This window comes from Pseudomonas sp. (assembly GCF_048269965.1).
Lineage (GTDB): Bacteria > Pseudomonadota > Gammaproteobacteria > Pseudomonadales > Pseudomonadaceae > Aquipseudomonas.
Genome location: NZ_JBLWTV010000005.1, coordinates 48,147 through 69,357 on the forward strand (window position 1 = coordinate 48,147; position 21,211 = coordinate 69,357).

Annotated in this window: 22 protein-coding genes; 20 read left to right on the forward strand and 2 right to left on the reverse strand. The window is 63.3% G+C overall.

The window, feature by feature from the left end; all coding sequences use genetic code 11:
• Window positions 1–30 precede the first annotated feature (30 nt).
• The 8 genes from ACN0X6_RS07660 to murB all read left to right on the forward strand — a co-directional run bounded on the left by ACN0X6_RS07660 (window position 31) and on the right by murB (window position 6,841).
• Window positions 31–2,250 (forward strand): DNA internalization-related competence protein ComEC/Rec2, encoded by a 2,220-nt coding sequence (locus tag ACN0X6_RS07660; protein ID WP_417702990.1) that lies wholly within the window; start codon window positions 31–33, stop codon window positions 2,248–2,250.
• A gap of 78 nt (window positions 2,251–2,328) precedes the next feature.
• Entirely contained in the window at window positions 2,329–2,961 is a 633-nt protein-coding gene (locus ACN0X6_RS07665) for a MotA/TolQ/ExbB proton channel family protein (RefSeq protein ID WP_013714801.1), read from the forward strand.
• Window positions 2,958–3,386, forward strand: coding sequence for an ExbD/TolR family protein (locus ACN0X6_RS07670; protein WP_417702991.1), 429 nt, complete (start codon window positions 2,958–2,960; stop codon window positions 3,384–3,386). Before ACN0X6_RS07665 ends, ACN0X6_RS07670 begins: the two co-directional genes overlap by 4 nt.
• Window positions 3,387–4,388 (forward strand): tetraacyldisaccharide 4'-kinase, encoded by a 1,002-nt coding sequence (gene lpxK / locus ACN0X6_RS07675; RefSeq protein WP_417702992.1) that lies wholly within the window; start codon window positions 3,387–3,389, stop codon window positions 4,386–4,388.
• A gap of 22 nt (window positions 4,389–4,410) precedes the next feature.
• The gene (locus ACN0X6_RS07680; protein ID WP_013714804.1) at window positions 4,411–4,596 is read left to right on the forward strand and encodes a Trm112 family protein; all 186 of its coding nucleotides are present in this window, start codon (window positions 4,411–4,413) and stop codon (window positions 4,594–4,596) included.
• On the forward strand, window positions 4,597–5,361 hold the full coding sequence (kdsB, locus tag ACN0X6_RS07685; RefSeq protein ID WP_417702993.1) for a 3-deoxy-manno-octulosonate cytidylyltransferase: 765 nt from the start codon (window positions 4,597–4,599) through the stop codon (window positions 5,359–5,361).
• Window positions 5,361–5,825 carry a low molecular weight protein-tyrosine-phosphatase gene (locus tag ACN0X6_RS07690; RefSeq protein ID WP_417702994.1) on the forward strand — a complete coding sequence of 155 codons (465 nt, stop codon included), beginning with the start codon at window positions 5,361–5,363 and terminating at the stop codon, window positions 5,823–5,825. The genes kdsB and ACN0X6_RS07690 overlap by 1 nt, the downstream gene beginning before the upstream one ends.
• Window positions 5,822–6,841: a UDP-N-acetylmuramate dehydrogenase gene (gene murB / locus ACN0X6_RS07695; RefSeq protein WP_417702995.1), complete on the forward strand. Its 1,020-nt coding sequence runs from the start codon at window positions 5,822–5,824 to the stop codon at window positions 6,839–6,841. The genes ACN0X6_RS07690 and murB overlap by 4 nt, the downstream gene beginning before the upstream one ends.
• Before the next feature lie 128 nt (window positions 6,842–6,969).
• On the opposite strand, the gene rne is transcribed toward murB, so the two are convergent.
• The gene (gene rne, locus ACN0X6_RS07700) at window positions 6,970–10,026 is read right to left on the reverse strand and encodes a ribonuclease E (protein ID WP_417702996.1); all 3,057 of its coding nucleotides are present in this window, start codon (window positions 10,024–10,026) and stop codon (window positions 6,970–6,972) included.
• A 579-nt stretch (window positions 10,027–10,605) separates the two neighbouring features.
• Here rne and rluC point away from each other — a divergent pair.
• The 3 genes from rluC to sppA are packed head-to-tail and all read left to right on the forward strand — an operon-like array spanning window position 10,606 to window position 13,214.
• Window positions 10,606–11,559, forward strand: coding sequence for a 23S rRNA pseudouridine(955/2504/2580) synthase RluC (rluC, locus tag ACN0X6_RS07705; RefSeq protein ID WP_417702997.1), 954 nt, complete (start codon window positions 10,606–10,608; stop codon window positions 11,557–11,559).
• Window positions 11,552–12,247, forward strand: a complete 696-nt coding sequence (locus ACN0X6_RS07710) for an HAD-IA family hydrolase (RefSeq protein WP_417702998.1) — start codon at window positions 11,552–11,554, stop codon at window positions 12,245–12,247. Before rluC ends, ACN0X6_RS07710 begins: the two co-directional genes overlap by 8 nt.
• On the forward strand, window positions 12,237–13,214 hold the full coding sequence (gene sppA / locus ACN0X6_RS07715; protein WP_417702999.1) for a signal peptide peptidase SppA: 978 nt from the start codon (window positions 12,237–12,239) through the stop codon (window positions 13,212–13,214). Before ACN0X6_RS07710 ends, sppA begins: the two co-directional genes overlap by 11 nt.
• 45 nt (window positions 13,215–13,259) lie before the next feature.
• Here sppA and ACN0X6_RS07720 read toward each other — a convergent pair whose 3' ends face one another.
• On the reverse strand, window positions 13,260–13,841 hold the full coding sequence (locus ACN0X6_RS07720; protein ID WP_417703000.1) for a Maf family protein: 582 nt from the start codon (window positions 13,839–13,841) through the stop codon (window positions 13,260–13,262).
• Between the two features lie 110 nt (window positions 13,842–13,951).
• On the opposite strand from ACN0X6_RS07720, the gene ACN0X6_RS07725 reads away from it, so the two are divergent.
• The 9 genes from ACN0X6_RS07725 to mltG all read left to right on the forward strand — a co-directional run bounded on the left by ACN0X6_RS07725 (window position 13,952) and on the right by mltG (window position 21,209).
• Window positions 13,952–14,479, forward strand: coding sequence for a YceD family protein (locus ACN0X6_RS07725; protein ID WP_017677609.1), 528 nt, complete (start codon window positions 13,952–13,954; stop codon window positions 14,477–14,479).
• 13 nt (window positions 14,480–14,492) lie between these two features.
• Window positions 14,493–14,675, forward strand: a complete 183-nt coding sequence (gene rpmF / locus ACN0X6_RS07730) for a 50S ribosomal protein L32 (protein ID WP_003245185.1) — start codon at window positions 14,493–14,495, stop codon at window positions 14,673–14,675.
• Between the two features lie 3 nt (window positions 14,676–14,678).
• Window positions 14,679–15,689, forward strand: a complete 1,011-nt coding sequence (gene plsX, locus ACN0X6_RS07735; protein ID WP_417703001.1) for a phosphate acyltransferase PlsX — start codon at window positions 14,679–14,681, stop codon at window positions 15,687–15,689.
• A 127-nt stretch (window positions 15,690–15,816) separates the two neighbouring features.
• Complete coding sequence (gene fabD / locus ACN0X6_RS07740) at window positions 15,817–16,755, forward strand: ACP S-malonyltransferase (protein ID WP_160020349.1); 939 nt, start codon at window positions 15,817–15,819, stop codon at window positions 16,753–16,755.
• Window positions 16,756–16,770: 15 nt separating this feature from the next.
• Window positions 16,771–17,514, forward strand: a complete 744-nt coding sequence (gene fabG / locus ACN0X6_RS07745; protein WP_003245179.1) for a 3-oxoacyl-ACP reductase FabG — start codon at window positions 16,771–16,773, stop codon at window positions 17,512–17,514.
• Window positions 17,515–17,742: 228 nt separating this feature from the next.
• Window positions 17,743–17,979, forward strand: coding sequence for an acyl carrier protein (gene acpP, locus ACN0X6_RS07750; protein WP_003245177.1), 237 nt, complete (start codon window positions 17,743–17,745; stop codon window positions 17,977–17,979).
• A 111-nt stretch (window positions 17,980–18,090) separates the two neighbouring features.
• Window positions 18,091–19,335 (forward strand): beta-ketoacyl-ACP synthase II, encoded by a 1,245-nt coding sequence (fabF, locus tag ACN0X6_RS07755; protein WP_417703002.1) that lies wholly within the window; start codon window positions 18,091–18,093, stop codon window positions 19,333–19,335.
• Window positions 19,335–20,150 carry an aminodeoxychorismate lyase gene (gene pabC, locus ACN0X6_RS07760; protein WP_417703003.1) on the forward strand — a complete coding sequence of 272 codons (816 nt, stop codon included), beginning with the start codon at window positions 19,335–19,337 and terminating at the stop codon, window positions 20,148–20,150. The genes fabF and pabC overlap by 1 nt, the downstream gene beginning before the upstream one ends.
• 3 nt (window positions 20,151–20,153) lie before the next feature.
• The gene (mltG, locus tag ACN0X6_RS07765; protein ID WP_417703004.1) at window positions 20,154–21,209 is read left to right on the forward strand and encodes an endolytic transglycosylase MltG; all 1,056 of its coding nucleotides are present in this window, start codon (window positions 20,154–20,156) and stop codon (window positions 21,207–21,209) included.
• The last annotated feature ends 2 nt before the right edge of the window (window positions 21,210–21,211 follow it).

A 21,211-nucleotide genomic window follows, 5' to 3' on the forward strand; every position in this document is an offset into this window, starting at 1 on the left:
GCGCCTTGGCTCGATGAGCAAGGAGAAGCCATGCGAACAGGGATGTTGGCGCTAGCCTTGGGGCTATTGGCGCTGCGCTTTCTGCCCAGCCTGCCGCCGGGCTGGCTGTTGCTGGTGGCGGTCTGCGTCGGTCTGGCGCTGTTGTTCTCACGCCTTTATCCGTTGGGGTTCTTCTTGTTGGGGCTGGCCTGGGCCTGCGGCTCGGCGCAATCGGCACTGGATGACCGCCTTGACCCGCAGCTCGATGGCCGTACCCTGTGGCTGGAAGGCCGAGTGGTCGGCCTGCCGGAGGTGTCCGATGGTGTGGTGCGCTTCCAGTTCGAGGAAGCGCGCTCACGGCGTGCCGAGTTGCCGAAAAAAATGCGTCTGGCCTGGCATGGCGGGCCGCCGGTGCAGGGCGGCGAGCGCTGGCGGCTGGTGGTCAACCTGAAGCGCCCGCATGGGTTGGTCAATCCGCAGAGCTTCGATCACGAGGCCTGGCTGCTGGCCCAGCGCATTGGCGCGACGGGCACGATCAAGTCTGGCGAGAGGTTATCCCCCGCGACAGGTTTGGGTAGCTGGCGCGACAGCCTGCGTCAGCATCTGCTGGCTGTGCCGGCATTCCAGCGAGAGGGCGCCATTGCCGCTCTGGTCCTGGGTGATGGATCCGGTCTGAGCGCGGGCGACTGGCGCCTGTTGCAGCATACGGGCACGGTGCACCTGATGGTCATCTCCGGCCAGCATATCGCGCTGCTGGCCGGCTTTCTTTACGCACTGGTGGCGTTGCTGGCGAGAGTCGGTGCCTGGCCAAGGCGCTGGCCCTGGCTGCCCTGCGCCTGTGCGCTGGCCTTGAGCGGGGCCCTGGTCTATGGAATGTTGGCGGGTTTCCAGGTGCCGGTGCGCAGGGCCTGCGTGATGGTTGCGCTGGTGCTGCTGTGGCGTATGCGCTTTCGTCACCTGGGCGCCTGGTGGCCATTGTTGCTGGCGCTGATCGTAGTGCTGCTGCTCGAGCCATTGGCGTCCTTGCAAGCGGGGTTCTGGCTGTCGTTCTCGGCGGTGGCGATTCTCGTGCTGGTATTCGGTGGCCGGCTTGGCGCCTGGGGTTGGTGGCGTGGGCTTACACGGGCGCAGTGGACCATGGCCATCGGTCTGTTGCCGATGATGCTGATCCTCGGTTTGCCAGTCAGCAGCAGCGGGCCACTGGCCAACCTGGTGGCCGTGCCCTGGGTGGGGCTGGTCGTCGTGCCCCTGGCCTTGCTGGGTACTTTGCTGCTGCCCGTTCCCGTGGTTGGGGAGGGGCTGCTGTGGCTGGCCGGTGGGGCACTGCATCTGTTATTCGAATTGCTCGGTGTCGTCGCGGGTTGGCTACCTGCCTGGTTGCCCAGCAACCTGCCGCTCTGGGCCTGGCTACTGGCAGCGGCAGGTGCCTTGTTGTTCCTGCTGCCTGCCGGGGTGCCGCTGCGTCTACCCGGCCTTGCGCTGTTGTTGCCTGCCTTGTTGTTGCCCACTCAGCAACTGGACGATGGCCGTGCCGATGTCTGGGTGCTGGATGTGGGGCAGGGGCTGGCGGTGCTGGTACGCACCCGAGACCACAGCCTGCTGTACGACGCCGGGCCACGCTTCGGCGATTTCGATACCGGTGAGCGCATTGTCCTGCCTTCCTTGCGTGCGATGAACCTCAGGCGTCTCGATCTGATGCTGCTCAGTCATGCCGACAATGATCATGTCGGTGGCGCCGCTGCGATCAAGGCCGGGATGCCGGTGGCGCGGGTCATCAGTGGCGAGCCGCTGCGGGTGGCCAAGGCGCTCGGCGCTGAGGCTTGCCAGTCGGGGCAAAGCTGGCAATGGAATGGCGTGACTTTCAGGCTGTGGCAGTGGCAGCGGGCCAGCTCCGGTAATCAGCGCTCCTGCGTGCTGCAGGTGGAGGCCGGTGGCGAGCGCCTGCTGTTGACCGGTGACATCGACATCCTGGCCGAGCGCGCGCTGATGCAGGCCGACTTTCCCCTGGCCTCCCAGTGGTTGCTGGCGCCTCATCACGGCAGCCGCACGTCATCCAGCCGAGCCTTCATCGATGCTGTCGCGCCGCAGCATGCGCTGATCACCCGCGGCCGCCACAATGCCTTTGGGCATCCTCACCCGCAGGTACTGGAGCGCTATCGGGCAGCCGGTGTCGAGGTCCATGACACTGCATTGGACGGCGCTCTGCATTTGCGTCTGGGTGAGCATGCTGCGCCGCATGGGTTGCGACGCGAGCCACGTTTCTGGCGGTAAAAATGAGAACGGCGACGGTCGGCGAGGGCGGCACCCTATGCTAGAGTGGCGCCACTTTTTCGAGGGGGATTCTCTACCGTGTGGGAACTGGTCAAAGCTGGCGGCTGGATGATGCTGCCGATCATTCTCTGTTCCATCGCTGCTGCCGGCATCGTCGCCGAGCGCCTGTGGACCCTGCGGCCCGCCCGCGTCACCCCGGCCAATTTGCTGGCTCAGGTCTGGCGCTGGATCAAGGACAAGAAACTCAACAACCAGAAGCTCAAGGAACTGCGCGAAGATTCGCCGTTGGGGCAGATTCTCGCCGCCGGCCTGGCCAACTCCAAACATGGTCGCGAGATCATGAAAGAGTGCATCGAGGAGGCAGCAGCCCGCGTCATCCATGACCTGGAACGCTACCTCAATGCCCTCGGCACCATTGCCGGCATCGCGCCGCTGCTTGGCCTGCTCGGCACCGTGCTGGGCATGATCGAGATCTTCAGCTCCTTCATGGGCTCGGGCATGGCCAACGCGCCGATGCTCGCCGGTGGTATCTCCAAGGCGCTGATCACCACGGCGGCCGGTCTGATGGTGGCGATCCCGGCACTGTTCTTCCATCGCTACCTGCAGCGTCGCGTCGACGAGCTGGTGGTCGGCATGGAGCAGGAAGCGATCAAGCTGGTGGAAATGGTGCAGGGAGATCGCGACGTCGACCTGGGTGAGGGCAAGGCGTGAAATTCCGGCGCAAACCGCGGGAGAACGTCGAGATCAACCTGGCCTCGTTGATCGACGTGGTATTCATCCTGCTGCTGTTCTTCGTGGTCACCACCACCTTCACCCGCGAGACCCAGCTCAAGGTCGATCTGCCCGAGGCGGCCAGTGGCACGCCGCCCGAACAGACCGAGCTCAAGCAGGTCGAGGTGCTGATCGGCGCCGACGGCGCGTTTTCGGTCAATGGCAAAGCACTGCTGGAGAGCAACCTGAGCAATCTCATGGCGGCACTGCAGAAGGAATCCGATGGCGACAACAGCCTGCCGCTGATCATCAGTGCCGACGGCAAGACTCCGCACCAGTCGGTGATCACTGTGATGGATGCGGCCGGCAAGCTGGGCTTCTCGCATCTGCGCATCACCACGGTGGAAGCACAGGAAACCCCTTGAGTGAGCGCTGCTGATCGCTTGCTCGAGGCCTGGTATCGCGGCCACCCGGCGCTGACGCTGCTGCGTCCGCTGGAGTGGCTGTATCGCCGCGTGGTGCAGGGCAAGCGCGCGCGTTTCCTGGCTGGCGAAGGCGATATCTACCGTGCCCCGGTGCCCGTGCTGGTGGTGGGCAACATCACGGTGGGTGGCACCGGCAAGACGCCGCTCATTCTCTTTCTGATCGAACACTGTCGTGCCCGTGGCCTCAGGGTCGGCGTGGTCAGCCGTGGTTACGGCGCCACGCCACCCAGTCTGCCGTGGCGGGTGCGCGCCGAGCAGCCGGCGGCGCAGGCGGGTGACGAGCCGCTGCTGATCGTCCAGCGTACGGGTGTGCCCTTGATGATCGACCCGGATCGCAGTCGCGCCGTGCGTGCGCTGCTGGCCGAGGAGTCACTGGACCTGATCCTCTGCGACGACGGCCTGCAGCACTATCGCCTGGCACGCGATCTGGAACTGGTTTTGATCGACGCCGCGCGTGGCCTGGGCAATAGCCGCTGCCTGCCGGCCGGGCCACTGCGCGAGCCGGCCGAGCGTCTGGACGAGGTGGATGCTGTGCTGTTCAACGGTGCTGAGGCGGATCGCGCCGATGGCTACACCTTTCGCTTGCAGCCCACCGCCCTGGTCAACCTGGCCAGCGGTGAGCGCGTCGGCCTCGATCATCTGCCGCACGGTCAGGCGGTGCATGCGGTGGCCGGTATCGGCAACCCGCAACGTTTCTTCAATACCCTCGAAGCGCTAAACTGGCGCCCGGTTCCGCATCCCTTCGCCGACCATGCCCAGTACGATGCCGCGCAGCTCAGCTTCGAGCCGTCGCTGCCACTGCTGATGACCGAGAAGGATGCGGTCAAATGCCGGGCCTTCGCCGCCGCCGACTGGTGGTACCTGGCCGTCGACGCCGTGCCCACGCAGGCTTTCGTCGACTGGCTGGATAAAGAGTTGGCCCGCCTCATACCGGGGTCTTGATGACCCCATCAAGGACTGCGCCATGGACCTCAAACTACTCGATATCCTCGCCTGCCCGATCTGCAAAGGCCCGCTGCAGCTTTCCGAAGACAAGACCGAACTGATCAGCAAGGGCGCCGGCGTGGCCTATCCGATTCGCGACGGCATTCCGGTGATGCTGGAAAGCGAAGCCCGCACCCTGAATACCGACGAGCGTCTGGACAAGTAAATGAGCGCAGCCTTCACCGTCGTCATTCCTGCCCGTTACGCCTCCACCCGCCTGCCCGGCAAGCCGCTGCAGGACATCGCCGGCAAGCCCATGGTGCAGCACGTCTGGGAGCAGGCGCAGAAGAGCTCTGCCAATCGTGTAGTGGTCGCTACCGACGATGCACGCATCGTCGAAGCCTGCCAGGCCTTCGGCGCCGAGGTGCTGCTGACCCGCGAGGATCACAACTCCGGCACCGACCGCCTGGCCGAAGTGGCCACCCAGCTTGGTCTGCCTGCCGATGCCATCGTGGTCAACGTGCAAGGTGATGAGCCGCTGATTCCGCCTGTGATCATCGATCAGGTGGCGGCCAACCTGGCGGCCAACCCGCAGGCCGGTATCGCCACCCTGGCCGAGCCCATCGAGGACGTCACCGCGCTGTTCAATCCCAATGTGGTCAAGGTGGTCGCGGACAAAAATGGCCTGGCCCTGACCTTCAGTCGTGCGCCGTTGGCCTGGGCGCGCGATGCCTTTGCCAGAAGTCGCGATGTGCTGCCGGCCGGCGTGCCATATCGCCGTCATATCGGCATCTACGCCTACCGCGCCGGCTTCCTGCATGACTTCGTCGCCTGGGGCCCGTGCTGGCTGGAAGACACCGAGTGTCTGGAGCAACTGCGCGCGTTGTACAACGGCGTACGTATTCATGTCGCTGATGCCCTTGAAGCACCGGCGGCCGGCGTGGACACCGCCGAAGACCTGGAGCGGGTGCGCAACCTGCTGGGGGCCTGATGAAGGTTCTTTTTGTCTGTCTGGGCAACATCTGCCGTTCGCCCACGGCCGAGGGCGTTTTTCGCCACAAGCTGCGCGCGGCTGGTCTGGACCATCGGGTCCAGGTGGACTCCGCCGGAACCGGCGACTGGCATGTCGGCAAGGCGCCCGACAGTCGCACGCGTCAGGCAGCCCTGCGCCGTGGTTATGACCTGTCCGCGCAGCGTGCGCGCCAGGTCGAAGCTGCCGATTTCCAGCGTTTCGACCTGATTCTGGCCATGGACCAGAGCAACCTGCGCAACCTCGAGGCATTGCGCCCTGCCGATGGCTGTGCCGATCTGGATCTCTACCTGCGTCGCTACGCGCTGACGCTGGATGAGGTGCCTGATCCTTACTACGGTGGCGAGGATGGCTTCGAGCAGGTGCTGGACCTGATCGAGCAAGCCAGTGACGCGTTGCTGATCGAGATCAAGGGGCGCCTGTGAGCCTGAATCTGCAGAGCGACGTTTCGCTCAAGGCCTTCAACAGCTTCGGTGTCGATGTGCATGCACGGCGTTTCGCCGAAGCGCAGGACGATGACGATGTACGCGAGGCGCTGAGCCTGGCGAGTCAGCAGGGCTTGCCACTGCTGGTGATTGGCGGTGGCAGCAATCTGCTGCTCACCCGTGATGTCGAGGCGTTGGTGCTGCGTATGGCCAGCCGCGGCATTCGTATCCTCGAGGACGACGGCGAGCAGGTGCTGCTGGAGGCCGAGGCCGGCGAGCCCTGGCATCCGTTCGTGCAGTGGAGCCTGGCACAGGGCCTGAACGGCCTGGAAAACCTCAGCCTGATTCCCGGCACCGTCGGCGCGGCGCCGATGCAGAACATCGGTGCCTATGGTGTGGAGATCAAGGATCTGTTCGCTGGCCTGACCGCGCTGGATAGGCAGACCGGCGAGCTGCGTGACTTCGCGCTTGATGAATGCGCCTTCGCCTATCGCGACAGCCTGTTCAAGCGCGAAGCTGGGCGCTGGCTGATCCTGCGCGTGCGCTTTCGTCTGAGCCGTCTGGCTTCGCTGCGTCTGGATTACGGTCCGGTGCGCCAGCGTCTCGCCGAGATGGGCGTGGAAGCGCCCACCGCGAGCGACGTCAGCCGGGCAATCTGCGCCATTCGCAGCGAAAAACTGCCGGATCCCGCCGAGCTGGGTAACGCCGGCAGCTTCTTCAAGAATCCGCTGGTGCCATTCGAATTGGCCGAGCGCATTCGCGGCGAGCATGCCGATCTGGTCAGCTATCCGGCTGGCGCTGGTCTGGCCAAGCTGGCCGCGGGTTGGTTGATCGAACGGGCAGGGTGGAAGGGCGTGCGTGAGGGTGATGCCGGTGTGCATCGTTTGCAGGCGCTGGTGCTGGTCAACTATGGCAACGCCACGGGGGCGCAACTGCTGCACCTGGCTCAGCGTATCCAGGGCGATATCCTGGAGCGGTTTGGGGTAGAGCTGGAAATCGAACCCAACGTGCTCTGATCTGTGGTGCGGACGTGATCCGGTGACTGCCGCTCCCGGATTGCATCCGGGCTACGCGCCTGCAGCGCCAGACACGGAAATGAAAAAGGGGATGCCTAGGCATCCCCTTTTTACTTGCCGCAGGAGTATCAAGCCTGAGGCTTGACCTCCTCCTTGTCGGCTTGCGTTTCTTCTTCCGGCTGCGCTTGCTCTGCCGCTTCGCTCACGCTTTGCTCGTTGGCGATAACGGTGGCTTCGGCTTCGGCTTCGGCTTCGGCGACCGGCTCGACCGCAGGAGCGGTTTCTGCTGCTGGCGCTTCGGCTTCTGCCGGGGCGCTTGCTTCAGCGACCGGAGCGGCGTCGACTACCGGGGCAGCTTCTACAACCGGGGCTGCAGCGGCGGCCTGCGCAGCTTCGCGCGCCAGGCGCTCTGCTTCACGCTGACGACGACGCACTTCGCGCGGGTCGTTCGGCGCACGGCCGGTAGCGTTGGCCGGCACTGCGGCAGGGGTTTCGGCGACAGGGGCTTCTACGGCGGGCAGCGGCTCCTGTGCGGCTTCTGCAACGGGCTCAGCTTGAACGAGCGGCTCAGCAACTGGCGCTTCAACGACAGCAGGTGTTTCGACTACGGCCGGTTCTGCCTCAACTGCTTTCTCTGCAACCGGAGCGGTTTCGACCACTTCGCTCACTACTGTCTCGGCTTGCGCCTCGACGGGTTGAGCGGCTGGGGCGGCTTCAACCTGTACCGCTGGAGCTTCAATGGCCGGAGCCTCGCTGGCCACGGTGTCGCTGCTGTCGACGCTTTCTGCAACCGCTGCGGCGGCAGTAGCTACTGCGACCGGGGTGACTGCCTGAGTTTCGTTACCGGCCGCTTCGCTGTTTTCGGCGCTTTCGATCAGGTTGCCATCGGCATCACGCTGACGTTCGCGACGATTGCTGCGACGACGTTGACCGCGGGAGCGGCGACGCGGACGCTCGCCATCGTTGCTGTCCTGTTCGTCGTCCTGCATCTGCTCTTCGTTCGGCAGTGCTTCGTCCTGCAGGGCCTCGGCCTGCTCGGCACGCGGCTGGCGCTCTTCACGCGGTTGACGCTGACGCTCCTGACGTTCACCACGCGGCGGGCGCTCGGCACGCTCTTCGCGTTGCTCGTTACCAGCATCGGCATCGAGTGGTTCACGCAGTTCACGTACACGCTCTTCACGCGGGGCACGTTCTTCGCGCGGCTTGCGCTCACGGCGATTTTCCTGGCCTTCACGCGGCTCGCGTGGGGCGCGCTCTTCACGCGGAGCACGCTCTTCGCGAGGTTGGCGCTCTTCGCGCGGTTCGCGGGCCGGACGCTCTTCACGTGGGGCGCGCTCTTCGCGAGGCTTGCGCTCTTCATCGCGGCGACCGCCACGGTTGCGGCTCTGCTGACGACCGTTGCGGCGCTCTTCGCGTGGCGGACGCTCGTTGCTCTTCTTCTCGACTACTGCAGGCTGGGCTTCTTCTTCCTTGCCGGCGAAGAGGCTGACCAGGGACTTCACCAGGCCTTTGAACAGGCTAGGCTCAGGCGCCTTGGTCGGAGCCAGCGGTGCCTGCGGCTCGACAGCGGCTGGGGCACTGCTGCGCGGCGCAGCCTTGATTGCGGCTTCCTGGCGAACCAGGGTGCGCGTGGCGGCGGCTGGCTGGGCAGCGGTTTCTTCGGTTTCCGCAGTGGCGGCGATTTCGTAGCTGGTCTGGCCGCTCAGGGCTTCCGGGCTATCGTCACGCAGGCGCTGCACTTCGAAATGCGGCGTTTCCAGGTGGTCGTTCGGCAGGATCACGATGCGCGCACGGGTACGCAGTTCGATCTTGGTGATCGAGTTGCGCTTCTCGTTGAGCAGGAAGGCGGCGACCGGGATCGGCACCTGGGCGCGGACCTCGGCGGTGCGATCCTTCAGCGCTTCTTCTTCGATCAGGCGCAGGATGGCCAGCGACAGGGATTCGACGTCACGGATGATGCCTTGACCGTTGCAGCGCGGGCAGACGATGCCGCTGGTTTCACCCAGGGACGGACGCAGACGCTGACGGGACATTTCCAGCAGGCCGAAGCGCGAGATACGGCCGACCTGAACGCGGGCGCGGTCGGCTTCCAGGGCTTCACGCACCTTCTCTTCGACGGCGCGCTGGTTCTTCGCCGGGGTCATGTCGATGAAGTCGATGACGATCAGGCCGCCGATGTCACGCAGACGCAACTGGCGGGCGATTTCTTCGGCTGCTTCCAGGTTGGTCTGCAGCGCGGTTTCCTCGATGTCGCTGCCTTTGGTGGCGCGCGCCGAGTTGATGTCGATGGACACCAGGGCTTCGGTCGGGTCGATGACGATGGAGCCACCGGACGGCAGCTTCACTTCACGCTGGAAGGCGGTCTCGATCTGGCTTTCGATCTGGAAGCGGTTGAACAGCGGCACGCTGTCTTCGTACAGCTTGATCTTGCTGGCGTACTGCGGCATCACCTGCTGGATGAAGGACAGGGCCTCTTCCTGGGCTTCGACGCTGTCGACCAGCACTTCACCGATGTCCTGGCGCAGGTAGTCGCGAATGGCGCGGATGATGACATTGGATTCCTGATAGATCAGGAACGGGGCAGGGCGGCTGGTGGAGGCTTCCTTGATGGCGCTCCACAGTTGCAGCAGGTAATCGAGGTCCCACTGCATTTCTTCGCTGGAGCGGCCCAGGCCGGCGGTGCGCACGATCAGGCCCATGTCGGCCGGGGCGTTGAGGCCGTTCAGCGCCTCGCGCAGTTCATTGCGCTCTTCGCCTTCGATGCGGCGGGAGATGCCGCCGGCACGCGGGTTGTTCGGCATCAGCACCAGGTAACGACCGGCCAGGCTGATGAAGGTGGTCAGGGCTGCGCCCTTGTTGCCGCGTTCTTCCTTCTCGACCTGGACGATGACTTCCTGGCCTTCCTTGAGCACGTCCTTGATGTTGACGCGGCCGCCTTCAGGGGCTTTGGAGAAGTATTCGCGGGAAATTTCTTTGAGGGGGAGGAAGCCGTGACGTTCTGAGCCGAAGTCGACGAAAGCGGCTTCGAGGCTGGGTTCAACGCGGGTGATGCGGCCTTTGTAGATGTTGGCCTTTTTCTGTTCGCGGGCACCGGACTCGATGTCCAGATCGTAGAGTTTTTGGCCATCTACCAGGGCAACACGCAACTCTTCAGGCTGAGTCGCGTTAATTAGCATTCTTTTCATGTGGTACCAATGGGTTCCGGGGCTAGCGGAAGCCACGTTAGGCACACACGACTCTCAGGGTCGGTGTCAGGCGCGTCAGAAACGGTCGTAAATCGTTCCACTGTCTAGCGACGGTCAGCCATTATCAGGCCGCGGTCGCGACGGACGTCTCCTGCTTGCTGTGGTGACAGAAAGCACTCAGTCAGGAAGAGGAATCAACTGGCGGTAGCGGACGAGATGAGGCGTCTTTGATCAAGCGATATGCTACGCAGTCCGACAGTTGTACATCTCCACCCTACACGTATCGCTGAAAATCGGGTGCCGCGCGCGGATTCCGCAGCGGTTGTCAGTTACCGCGACCGCCCGGTGGGCGAATCGCGCATCATACTCAAGGCTTTATTTCCGAAGTCTTCGTGGCCTTTAGCGGCCTTTCTAACCTGAAGAATCCGTCGGACGGCCTCACGTCCAAATACGTTTGCGCGGGCAGGGGATGGCAAGTTTGGCATTCATCCGCAAGCCAGGCCGCTTTTGGCGGCGTTCGCGACTATAGCAGCAATGATTAAGTGCTTCAATTCCATAAAAAATTGTTATGATTGCGCGATGACTACTCCTGCCTCTCCAACCTCCGGCGTTCAGCTGATCGAGGTTGCACCGGAACTCGCCGGCCAACGCATCGACAACTTCCTCAGGACACAGCTCAAGGGCGTGCCCAAGACCCTGATTTACCGCATTCTGCGCAAGGGCGAAGTGCGGGTTAACAAGGGGCGGATCAAGCCCGAGTACAAGCTCCAGGCGGGTGACGTGGTGCGCGTGCCGCCGCTGCGCCTGGCTGAGCGCGATGCGCCCGAGCCGCTGGCGCAGGGGCTGCTGCAGCGCCTCGAAGCCGCCATCGTTTATGAGGACAAGGCGCTGATCGTGCTGAACAAGCCGGCCGGTATCGCTGTGCATGGTGGCAGCGGCTTGAATTACGGTGTGATCGAGGCGTTTCGCCAGTTGCGTCCCGATGCCAAGGATCTGGAACTGGTGCACCGCCTCGATCGCGATACCTCCGGCCTGCTGATGATCGCCAAGAAGCGCAGCATGCTGCGCCACCTGCACGAAGCGCTGCGCGGCGATGGCGTAGACAAACGCTATATGGCGTTGGTGCGTGGCCACTGGGCGACCGCCAAGAAGCAGATCGCCGCGCCGCTGCTGAAAAGCAACCTGCGCTCCGGCGAGCGTATGGTCGAGGTGAATCCCGAGGGCAAGGAGGCGCTCACGGTATTTCGCGTGCTGCGCCGTTTCGGTGAGTTCGCCACGCTGGTCGAAGCCAGGCCGATCACTGGTCGTACCCATCAGATTCGTGTGCACGCCCAATATGCGGGTCATGGTATCGCCGGCGACAGCAAATACGGCGACGACGACTTCTCCCGCGAAATTCGCGAGCTGGGCGGTAAACGCCTGTTCCTGCATGCCTATGAGTTGCACGTGCCGCTGCCCGATGGTGGCGTGCTGAAGCTCGAGGCGCCGGTGGATGAGATGTGGGCCAAGACCCTGGAGCGTCTGAGTGCCTGATTATCAACTGCTGATCTTCGACTGGGATGGCACGCTGGTGGACTCCATCGGTCGTATCGTCGAGGCCATGCATCGCGCGGCAGATGTGGCGGGCGTGCCGCGCTGCACGGATGTCGAGGTGCGCGGGATCATTGGTTTGGAGCTGGGTGTGGCAATTCGCACGCTTTACCCGGAACTCGATGAACCGCTGCGAATCGAAACCATCCGGCGTGCCTACAGTGAGCAGTATCTGGCGCTGGAAACCGAGCCGTCGCCACTTTTCGAGGGTGTGCGCGAGTCGCTCGAGGTCTTTCGTGATCAGGGTTATCGTCTCGCCGTGGCCACTGGCAAGGGGCGCAAGGGGTTGCATCGAGTGCTGGCTGACAAGGGGTGGCTGGATTACTTCGATATCACTCGTTGCGCTGACGAGACTGCGAGCAAGCCCGATCCTTTGATGCTTCATGAGATTCTTGCGCATTGTCGGGTGCAGCCCGAGCGCGGGCTGATGGTGGGGGATTCGACCTTCGACCTGCTGATGGCGCGCAATGCCGGAATGGATGCCGTGGCGGTCGGTTTCGGGGCGCAGCCGTTGTCGGTGCTGCGCGAGTGTTCGCCGCGTTTGGCGATCAATGAATTCAATGAGCTGCGTGCATGGCTGGAAGGCCGTCATGCGCAGCGTCCTGCAGAGGTGAGTGAGCATGTCGGATGAGTGGAAGTCATCGTCTTCGTCGGGCGAGGATGCCAAGAGCTGGAAGTTGCTGGAAAAGGCCCTGCTTTCCAGTGTTCAGGAACAGCGTCGTTCGCGTCGCTGGGGTATCTTTTTCAAGCTGCTGACCTTTATCTATCTGTTCGGTGCGCTGGCGCTGGTGTTGCCGGCGCTCGACCTGAAAAAGGCCTCGACCACCGAGGCGCATACCGCGCTGATCGAAATTCGCGGCATGATCGCCGATCGTGAGGAGGCCAGTGCTGACAAGGTGGTGGGCAGCCTGCGCGCCGCCTTCGAGGACAGCAATACCAAGGGTGTGATCCTGCGCATCAACAGCCCGGGCGGCAGCCCGGTGCAGTCCGGCTACATCTATGACGAGATCCGTCGTTTGCGCGGCGAATATCCGCAGACCAAGGTCTATGCGGTGATCAGTGATCTGGGTGCCTCCGGTGCCTACTACATCGCCAGTGCAGCCGATGAAATTTATGCCGACAAGGCCAGCCTGGTCGGCTCCATCGGGGTCACGGCGGCCAGTTTCGGTTTTGTTGAGACCATGCAGAAGCTTGGCGTGGAGCGCCGTGTCTACACGTCGGGCGAGCACAAGGCGTTTCTCGATCCGTTCCAGCCGCAGAAGGAAGAGGAAACCCGCTTCTGGAAGGGGGTGTTGGATACCACGCATCGCCAATTCATCGAAAGCGTGAAGCAAGGGCGCGGTGAGCGTCTCAAGGCTGACGAGCATCCCGAGCTGTTCTCGGGGTTGGTCTGGTCGGGTGAGCAGGCGCTGCAGTTGGGGTTGGTCGATGCGCTGGGCAGTGCCAGCTATGTGGCGCGTGAGGTGATTGGCCAGAAAGAGATGGTCGACTTCACTCAGCGTGATACGCCATTCGATCGCTTCGCCAAGCGCCTGGGTACCAGTGTGGCGGATCGCATCGCGCTGTGGATGGGCTTTCAGGGGCCGACACTACGCTGATGTATATGAAGAAGGCCCGCGTAGCGGGCCTTCTTCGTTGATGGCTCAAGGAATCTCGACGCCTTCGTTCAGTAGCATGTCCACCAGGCGAATCAGCGGCAGGCCGATCAGGCTGGTGGCGTCTTCGCCTTCGGTGCTGCGAAACAGGCTGATGCCCAGCCCTTCGGACTTGAAGCTGCCGGCGCAGTCGAATGGTTGCTCGCGTTGCAGATAGCGCAAGATTTGCTCGTCGCTAAGTTGACGGAAGTGCACGGTGAAAGGCACGCAGTCCACCTGGCACCTGCCGCTACTGGTGTTGAGCAGCGCCAGGCCGGTGAGGAAGGTGACGCTGCTGCCGCTGGCGGCGCGCAGCTGTTGCTGGGCTCTCGGCAGGTCGTGGGGTTTGCCGAGTATTTGTCCATCGCCGAGTACGGCGACCTGGTCCGAGCCGATGATCAGATGCTCAGAATGGCTGGTGGCGAGGGCGCGGGCCTTTTCTTCGGCCAGGCGCTTGACCAGGTCGATGGCTGCTTCACCGGGCAGGCGGGTTTCGTCGATGTTCGGCGACTGCCAGGTAAAGGGCAGTTGCAGGCGGTCGAGCAGCTCGCGACGGTAGGGGGAGCTGGAGGCGAGCAGCAGCGCAGGCATGTTCTCTTCCTTATATATGGGGGGTGAGAAATTCTACTGATCGCAACTGCTTGAAGACAGGCTGAATTTCCTTTGACATGGGCGGGGTGCATCCCTAGAATGCTGCGCCTATGTTGAATGGGCCGATTCCACCTCACGTTGATCCGCGCAAGCTCGCCGACCGCGAAGCTACCCTAGAGGGGCAGCTCGAACTGGCCAGCCTGCCGCGTCTCTGCGACCCGCTTTCCGATACGGTTGGCGCGGTGCAGGCGAAGTTTCATTTCGCCCGTGACGAGCAGAAAACTGTGGTCATCCGCAGTGAGCTCGAGGTTGAGGTCAAAATGGTCTGCCAGCGTTGTCTGGAGCTGGTCGCGCTACCCATCCGCAGCGAATGTGAATACGCCGTGGTTCGGGTTGGAGCGAACACTCAGTCCTTGCCTAAGGGCTACGACGTGCTGGAAGTGGGCGAAGAGCCGCTGGAGCTGCTTGGTCTGGTCGAGGAAGAGTTGCTTCTCGCCTTACCCATCGTTCCTGCTCATGCCCCAGGTGATTGCCAGCAGCCGGACGGTCTCGATGAGCCCGAGCCAGGCGAGGACGAGGTATCGCGGTCCAACCCGTTCAGTGTATTGGCGCAGTTAAAGCGTGACCCAAACGTTTAGGAGTTAATCAATTATGGCTGTTCAGCAGAACAAAAAATCCCGCTCCGCCCGCGACATGCGTCGTTCGCACGACGCCCTCGAGGCCAGCACCCTGTCCGTAGAGAAGAGCACAGGTGAAGTTCACCTGCGCCACCACGTTTCTCCGGAAGGCGTGTACCGCGGTCGCAAAGTGATCGACAAGGGCGCTGACGAGTAATCCTTGTCTGCCTCGATCATCGCGATTGATGCAATGGGTGGGGACTTCGGTCCCCACTGCATTGTTCCGGCCTGCATTTCTGCGCTAGCCGAATTCCCCTCGCTGCACCTGGCCCTCGTCGGCCAAGCTCCCCTCATCGAAGAACAGCTCGCTCGCCAGTCCGGCGTCGATCGCTCGCGCCTGCAGGTTCATCACGCCAGCGAAGTGATCGCCATGGACGAGCGTCCGGCCCAGGCTCTGCGTGGCAAGCCGGATGCCTCGATGCGCGTGGCGCTGGAGCTGGTGCGCCAGCGCCAGGCGCATGCCTGCGTCAGTGCGGGCAATACCGGTGCGTTGATGGCGCTGTCGCGTTATGTGCTCAAGACGCTGCCGGGCATCGACCGACCGGCGATGGTCAGCCCGATTCCCACCGAGCGCGGTCACTGCTACCTGCTGGACCTGGGCGCCAACGTCGATTGCAGCGCCGAGCATCTCTATCAGTTCGCGATCATGGGGGCCGTGGCGGCCGAGACGCTGGGCGTGTCCCGGCCACGGGTCGCCTTGCTCAATGTCGGTACCGAAGACATCAAGGGCAATCAGCAGGTCAAGCTGGCGGCCAATATGCTGCAGCAGGCGCATGGACTGAACTTCATCGGCTACATAGAGGGCGACGGTATGTATCGCGGCGAAGCCGATGTCGTGGTGTGCGACGGTTTCGTTGGCAATATCCTGCTCAAGTCCAGCGAAGGCCTGGCCCGAATGATCACCGGGCGGGTCGAGGCGCTGTTCAGCGAGGGGCTGTTCGCCCAGGCCATAGGTGCCCTGGCGATGCCGCTGCTGCGCCGCCTGAAGGCCGACCTGGCGCCGGCGCGGCACAATGGTGCGAGCTTTCTCGGTCTGCAGGGCATCGTGGTCAAAAGTCATGGTGCAGCTGGTCAGGAAAGCTTTCAGAGTGCCATACGCTGTGCGCTGCGCGAGGTGCAGGAGAATTTGCCGCAGCGACTGCATGGTCGCCTCGAGGACTTGTTGCTGTAAACTCGTCACGTTTTTCGGTGCGTGACTGGCGGCCTGATGTGACCGCGGCACGCAGCCTGTCATCCAACTGTCAGTTTGCTGCGCCAGGCTCGCCTGGCGTTGGTTTTTCGACTCAAGGGACTTATTCATGTCTGCATCCCTCGCATTCGTCTTTCCCGGCCAAGGCTCGCAAGCCCTGGCCATGCTTGCCGACCACGGCGCCCAGCAGAAGCTGGTGCTCGATACGTTCGGCGAAGCCTCCGAAGCGCTCGGCTACGACCTCTGGGCTCTGACCCAGCAAGGCCCGGAAGAGCAACTGAACCAGACCGACAAGACCCAGCCGGCCATTCTCACTGCCTCCATCGCCCTGTGGCGTCTGTGGCAGGCCGATGGCGGTGCCAAGCCGGCTTTCGTTGCCGGTCATAGCTTGGGTGAATACTCCGCGCTGGTCGCCGCAGGCAGCATCGCCTTTGCCGATGCGGTGAAGCTGGTAGAGCGTCGTGGTCAACTGATGCAACAGGCCGTGCCGGCCGGGCAGGGCGGCATGGCCGCGATCCTCGGTCTGGAAGACGCCGATGTGCTGGCCGCCTGTGCCGAAGCCGCGCAGGGCGATGTGGTCAGCGCGGTCAACTTCAACGCCCCTGGCCAGGTGGTGATCGCCGGCAGCGCGGCTGCCGTCGAGCGTGCCATCGAGGCGTGCAAGGCTCGTGGTGCCAAGCGCGCCATGGCGCTGCCGGTCAGTGTGCCGTCGCACTGCGCCCTGATGAAGCCGGCCGCCGAGCGTTTCGCCGAGTCGGTCGAGGCGCTGAACTGGCAGGCGCCGCAGATCCCGCTGGTGCAGAACGTCAGTGCCGCCGTGGTGTCCGATCTGGCCACTCTCAAGGCTGATCTGCTGGCGCAGCTCTACAGCCCGGTACGCTGGGTCGAGTCGATGGTGCGGCTGTCAGAGCAGGGTGTGACCGATCTGGTCGAGTGCGGTCCTGGCAAGGTGCTGGGCGGCCTGAACAAGCGCTGTGTCAAAGGCATCAACACTTACAATCTGGATACCCCCGAAGCTTTCGCCGCCGCTCGCGCTGCGTTGGCTTGAGAAAGGAGAGCGAATATGAGTCTGCAAGGTAAGGTCGCGCTGGTCACCGGCGCCAGCCGTGGTATCGGTCAGGCAATCGCCCTGGAACTGGGTCGTCAGGGCGCCATCGTCATCGGCACTGCCACCAGCGCCTCGGGTGCCGAGCGCATCGCTGAAACCCTCAAGGCCAATGGCGTCGAAGGCGCCGGCCTGGTGCTCGACGTAAGCAATGACGAATCGGTTGCCACCACCCTTGAACATATTCAGCAACATCTTGGTCAGCCGCTGATCCTGGTCAACAACGCCGGCATCACCCGCGATAACCTGATGCTGCGGATGAAGGACGACGAATGGCATGATGTCATCAATACCAACCTGAACAGCCTCTACCGTCTGTCCAAGGCTGTGCTGCGTGGCATGACCAAGGCGCGTTTCGGGCGCATCATCAACATCGGCTCCGTGGTCGGTGCGATGGGCAATGCCGGTCAGGTCAACTACGCTGCAGCCAAGGCCGGTCTGGAAGGTTTCAGTCGCGCGCTGGCGCGTGAAGTGGGGTCGCGCGGTATCACGGTCAACTCGGTGGCCCCAGGTTTCATCGACACCGACATGACCCGTGAGCTGCCGGAAGGCCAGCGTGACGCGCTGCTGACGCAGATTCCGCTGGGTCGTCTGGGTCAGGCCGAAGAGATCGCCAAGGTAGTCGGTTTCCTGGCTTCCGATGGCGCAGGTTACGTCACTGGGGCTACTATCCCGGTGAACGGCGGTATGTACATGAGCTAAAAAGGGCGCCTCCGAATGTCCGGAGGCACTCGAATGTGACGCGAGCCATCAGAAAACTGTCATAGTGGCTGTCTAAAATCCGTTATAAAGCTGCAACAGGTTTATAGACAGATCGTTGAAGTGTTCCTGGGGGCTCCCCGGCATTCAGCTTGAAATGCTAAAAACCCTTTCTATACACTTGGCCGCTACCAGCTGCCTGGATTTGTCCAATAGGAGTGAAAACAAGGTATGAGCACCATCGAAGAACGCGTCAAGAAAATCGTTGCTGAGCAACTTGGCGTCAAGGAAGAGGAAGTCACCAACAGCGCTTCCTTCGTTGAAGACCTGGGTGCCGACTCTCTTGACACCGTTGAGCTGGTGATGGCTCTCGAGGAAGAATTCGAGACCGAGATCCCGGACGAGCAAGCTGAGAAAATCACCACCGTTCAGGAAGCCATCGACTACGTGACTGCCCACGCGCAATAAGTCACCGTCAGCTTTCTGATCGAGAAAAGCCGCACTGCCCTAATCAGGCGTGCGGTTTTTCTTTACGTGCAAGGCGCATGTGGCGCCTGAGTAGAACAAGAGGAGATTGCTGTGTCGCGTAGACGCGTCGTGGTTACCGGTATGGGCATGTTGTCGCCGCTGGGTAACGATGTGCCGAGCAGCTGGCAGGGCATTTTGGCCGGGCGCAGTGGCATCGGCCTGATCGAGCATATGGACCTGTCGGCCTACTCCACCCGTTTTGGCGGGTCGCTCAAGGGCTTCAATGTCGAGGAATATCTCTCTGCCAAGGAGGCGCGCAAGCTCGATCTGTTCATCCAGTACGGTCTCGCTGCCTGCTTCCAGGCCGTGCGTGATTCCGGCTTGGATATCACCGACGCCAATCGTGAGCGGATCGGTGTGGTCATGGGCTCCGGCATCGGCGGCCTGACCAATATCGAGAACAACTGCAAGTCGTTGCACGAGCAGGGGCCACGGCGTATTTCGCCGTTCTTCGTGCCGGGCTCGATCATCAACATGATTTCCGGCTTCCTGTCGATCCACCTGGGTCTGCAGGGGCCTAACTACGCCATCGCCACGGCCTGTACCACGGGTACTCACTGCATCGGCATGGCCGCACGCAACATCGCCTATGGCGAAGCTGACGTGATGGTCGCCGGCGGCGCCGAGATGGCAGCCTGCGGCCTGGGCATGGGCGGCTTCGGTGCGGCGCGCGCGCTGTCGACGCGCAACGACGATCCGACCAGGGCCAGCCGTCCGTGGGACAAGGGCCGTGATGGCTTCGTGTTGTCCGACGGCTCCGGCGCCCTGGTGCTGGAAGAACTGGAGCACGCCAAGGCGCGTGGTGCCACCATCCATGCCGAGCTGATCGGCTTCGGCATGAGCGGAGACGCCTTCCACATGACCTCACCACCCGAGGATGGCGCAGGTGCGGCGCGCTGCATGGCGGCTGCCCTGCGTGATGCCGGTATCAATGCCGATCAGGTGCAGTACATCAACGCCCATGGCACCTCGACCATGGCAGGCGACCTGGCCGAAGCCGCGGCAGTGAAGAGCGTGTTCGGTGAGCATGCCTACAAGCTGTCGGTCAGCTCGACCAAGTCCATGACCGGTCACCTGCTCGGTGCCGCAGGTGCGGTGGAGGCGATCTTCAGCATCCTGGCGATCCGTGATCAGGTGGCACCGCCGACCATCAACCTGGATGAGCCCGACGAAGGTTGCGACCTGGACTTCGTGCCGCACCAGGCCAAGGCCATGCCGATCGAAATCGCTCTGTCGAACTCCTTCGGTTTCGGCGGCACCAACGGCTCGCTGCTGTTCCGTCGGTTCAACGGCTGATGCTGAGCTGGGTCAACGGCGCGCCCGGCGAGCAGTTGTCGGTTCGCGACCGTGGCCTGGCTTACGGTGATGGTCTGTTCGAGACCATCACCGTGCGCGGCGGACGCATCCCGCTGCTGGCGCGGCATATGGCGCGCCTGGCCGATGGGTGTCGGCGTTTGTCCATTCCCCTCGATCTGCTTCTCATTGAGCAAGAGCTGCAGGCGTTCGCCGAGCAACTGGACGACGGCGTGGCCAAGCTGATCGTCACCCGTGGTGAAGGTCAGCGCGGCTACGCGCCGCCGCAGCCTTGCCAGCCGCTGCGCATCCTGCAGGCGGCGCCTTTGCCGCAGTACCCCGCCGAGCATGCCGAGCAGGGTGTTCGTCTCTTCCCTTGCGTGACGCGTCTGGCCGAGCAGCCCTTGCTGGCCGGGCTCAAGCATCTCAACCGCCTGGAGCAGGTGCTGGCGCGCGCCGAGTGGCAGGGCGCCGAGTGCGCCGAGGGGCTGATGCGCGACAGCAGTGGCCGGGTCATCGAGGGCGTGTACAGCAACCTGTTCCTGGTCGTCGACGGCGCGCTGGTCAGTGCGCAGCTGTCGCGCTGTGGCGTGGCCGGGGTGATGCGCGCGGAGATTCTGCAGCAGGCGCAGTGGCTCGGGCTGCCTGTCGAGTTACGCGATATTTCCTTCGACGAACTGCTGGGCGCCGACGAAGTCTTTCTCTGCAACAGCCTTTACGGCATCTGGCCTGTGCGGGCGCTGCAAGAGCGACACTGGTCGGTCGGGCCGCTCACCCGTAAACTGCAGGCCATTGTCTGCGACCTACTGAGTAAATAACTGGTGCTACGCAAAATCCTGGTGCTGCTTGAGTGCGGCGTGCTACTGGCTGCGCTGCTCGTCGTGGGTGCCGCCTGGCAGCAGCAGAGAGCGCTGGAACAGCCTCTGCAGCTGACTGAGGAAAGACTCCTGGAGGTGCCCTCCGGCGCCACGCCGAGCGGCCTGCTCAATCGCCTGGAGGCGGAAGGCGTGATCGACAACGCCTTCTGGCTGCGTCTGTACTGGCGCTTCAACCTGCGCGCTCCGGCCATGCACAGCGGCGAATACCGTCTGCTGCCGCAGCAAACTGCGCGAGACATGCTCGGCCTGTGGCAGCGCGGTGAGGTGGTGCAGTACAGCCTGACCCTGGTCGAGGGCTGGAACTTCCGCCAGGTCCGCGCGGCTCTGGGCCGCGAGGAGCGCCTGGAGCAGCGTCTGGCCGATCTCAGCGATACCCAGTTGATGGAACGCCTGGGGCTGGCCGGGCAGAACCCGGAAGGGCGTTTCTTTCCCGATACCTATCGCTACGTAAGCGGCATGAGCGACGAGGACCTGCTCAAGCAGGCCAATGCTCGTCTTGAGAGCGTATTGGCCGAGGAGTGGCAGAAACGCGCCGAAGGTTTGCCTTATCGCGAGCCCTACGATGCGCTGATCATGGCCTCGATGATCGAGAAGGAAACCGGTGTACCCGAAGAGCGTGGCGAGATCGCTGGCGTGTTTGTCCGTCGCCTGCGTATCGGCATGCGCCTGCAGACCGACCCCACTGTCATCTACGGCATGGGCGAGCGCTACAACGGCCGCATCACTCGCGCCGACCTGCGTAGGCCAACGCCCTACAACACCTATACCATCGACGGCATGCCGCCGACGCCGATCGCCATGGTCGGCCGCGAGGCGATTCACGCGGCGCTCAACCCGCTCGATGGCACCACCCTGTATTTCGTCGCGCGAGGCGACGGCAGCCACGTGTTCTCCAACACCCTGGCCGAGCACAACCGCGCGGTGCGCGAATACCAGCTCAAGCGTCGCGCCGACTACCGCTCCAGCCCCGCGCCACGCGCGGCGGCCGAAACCGAATAAGG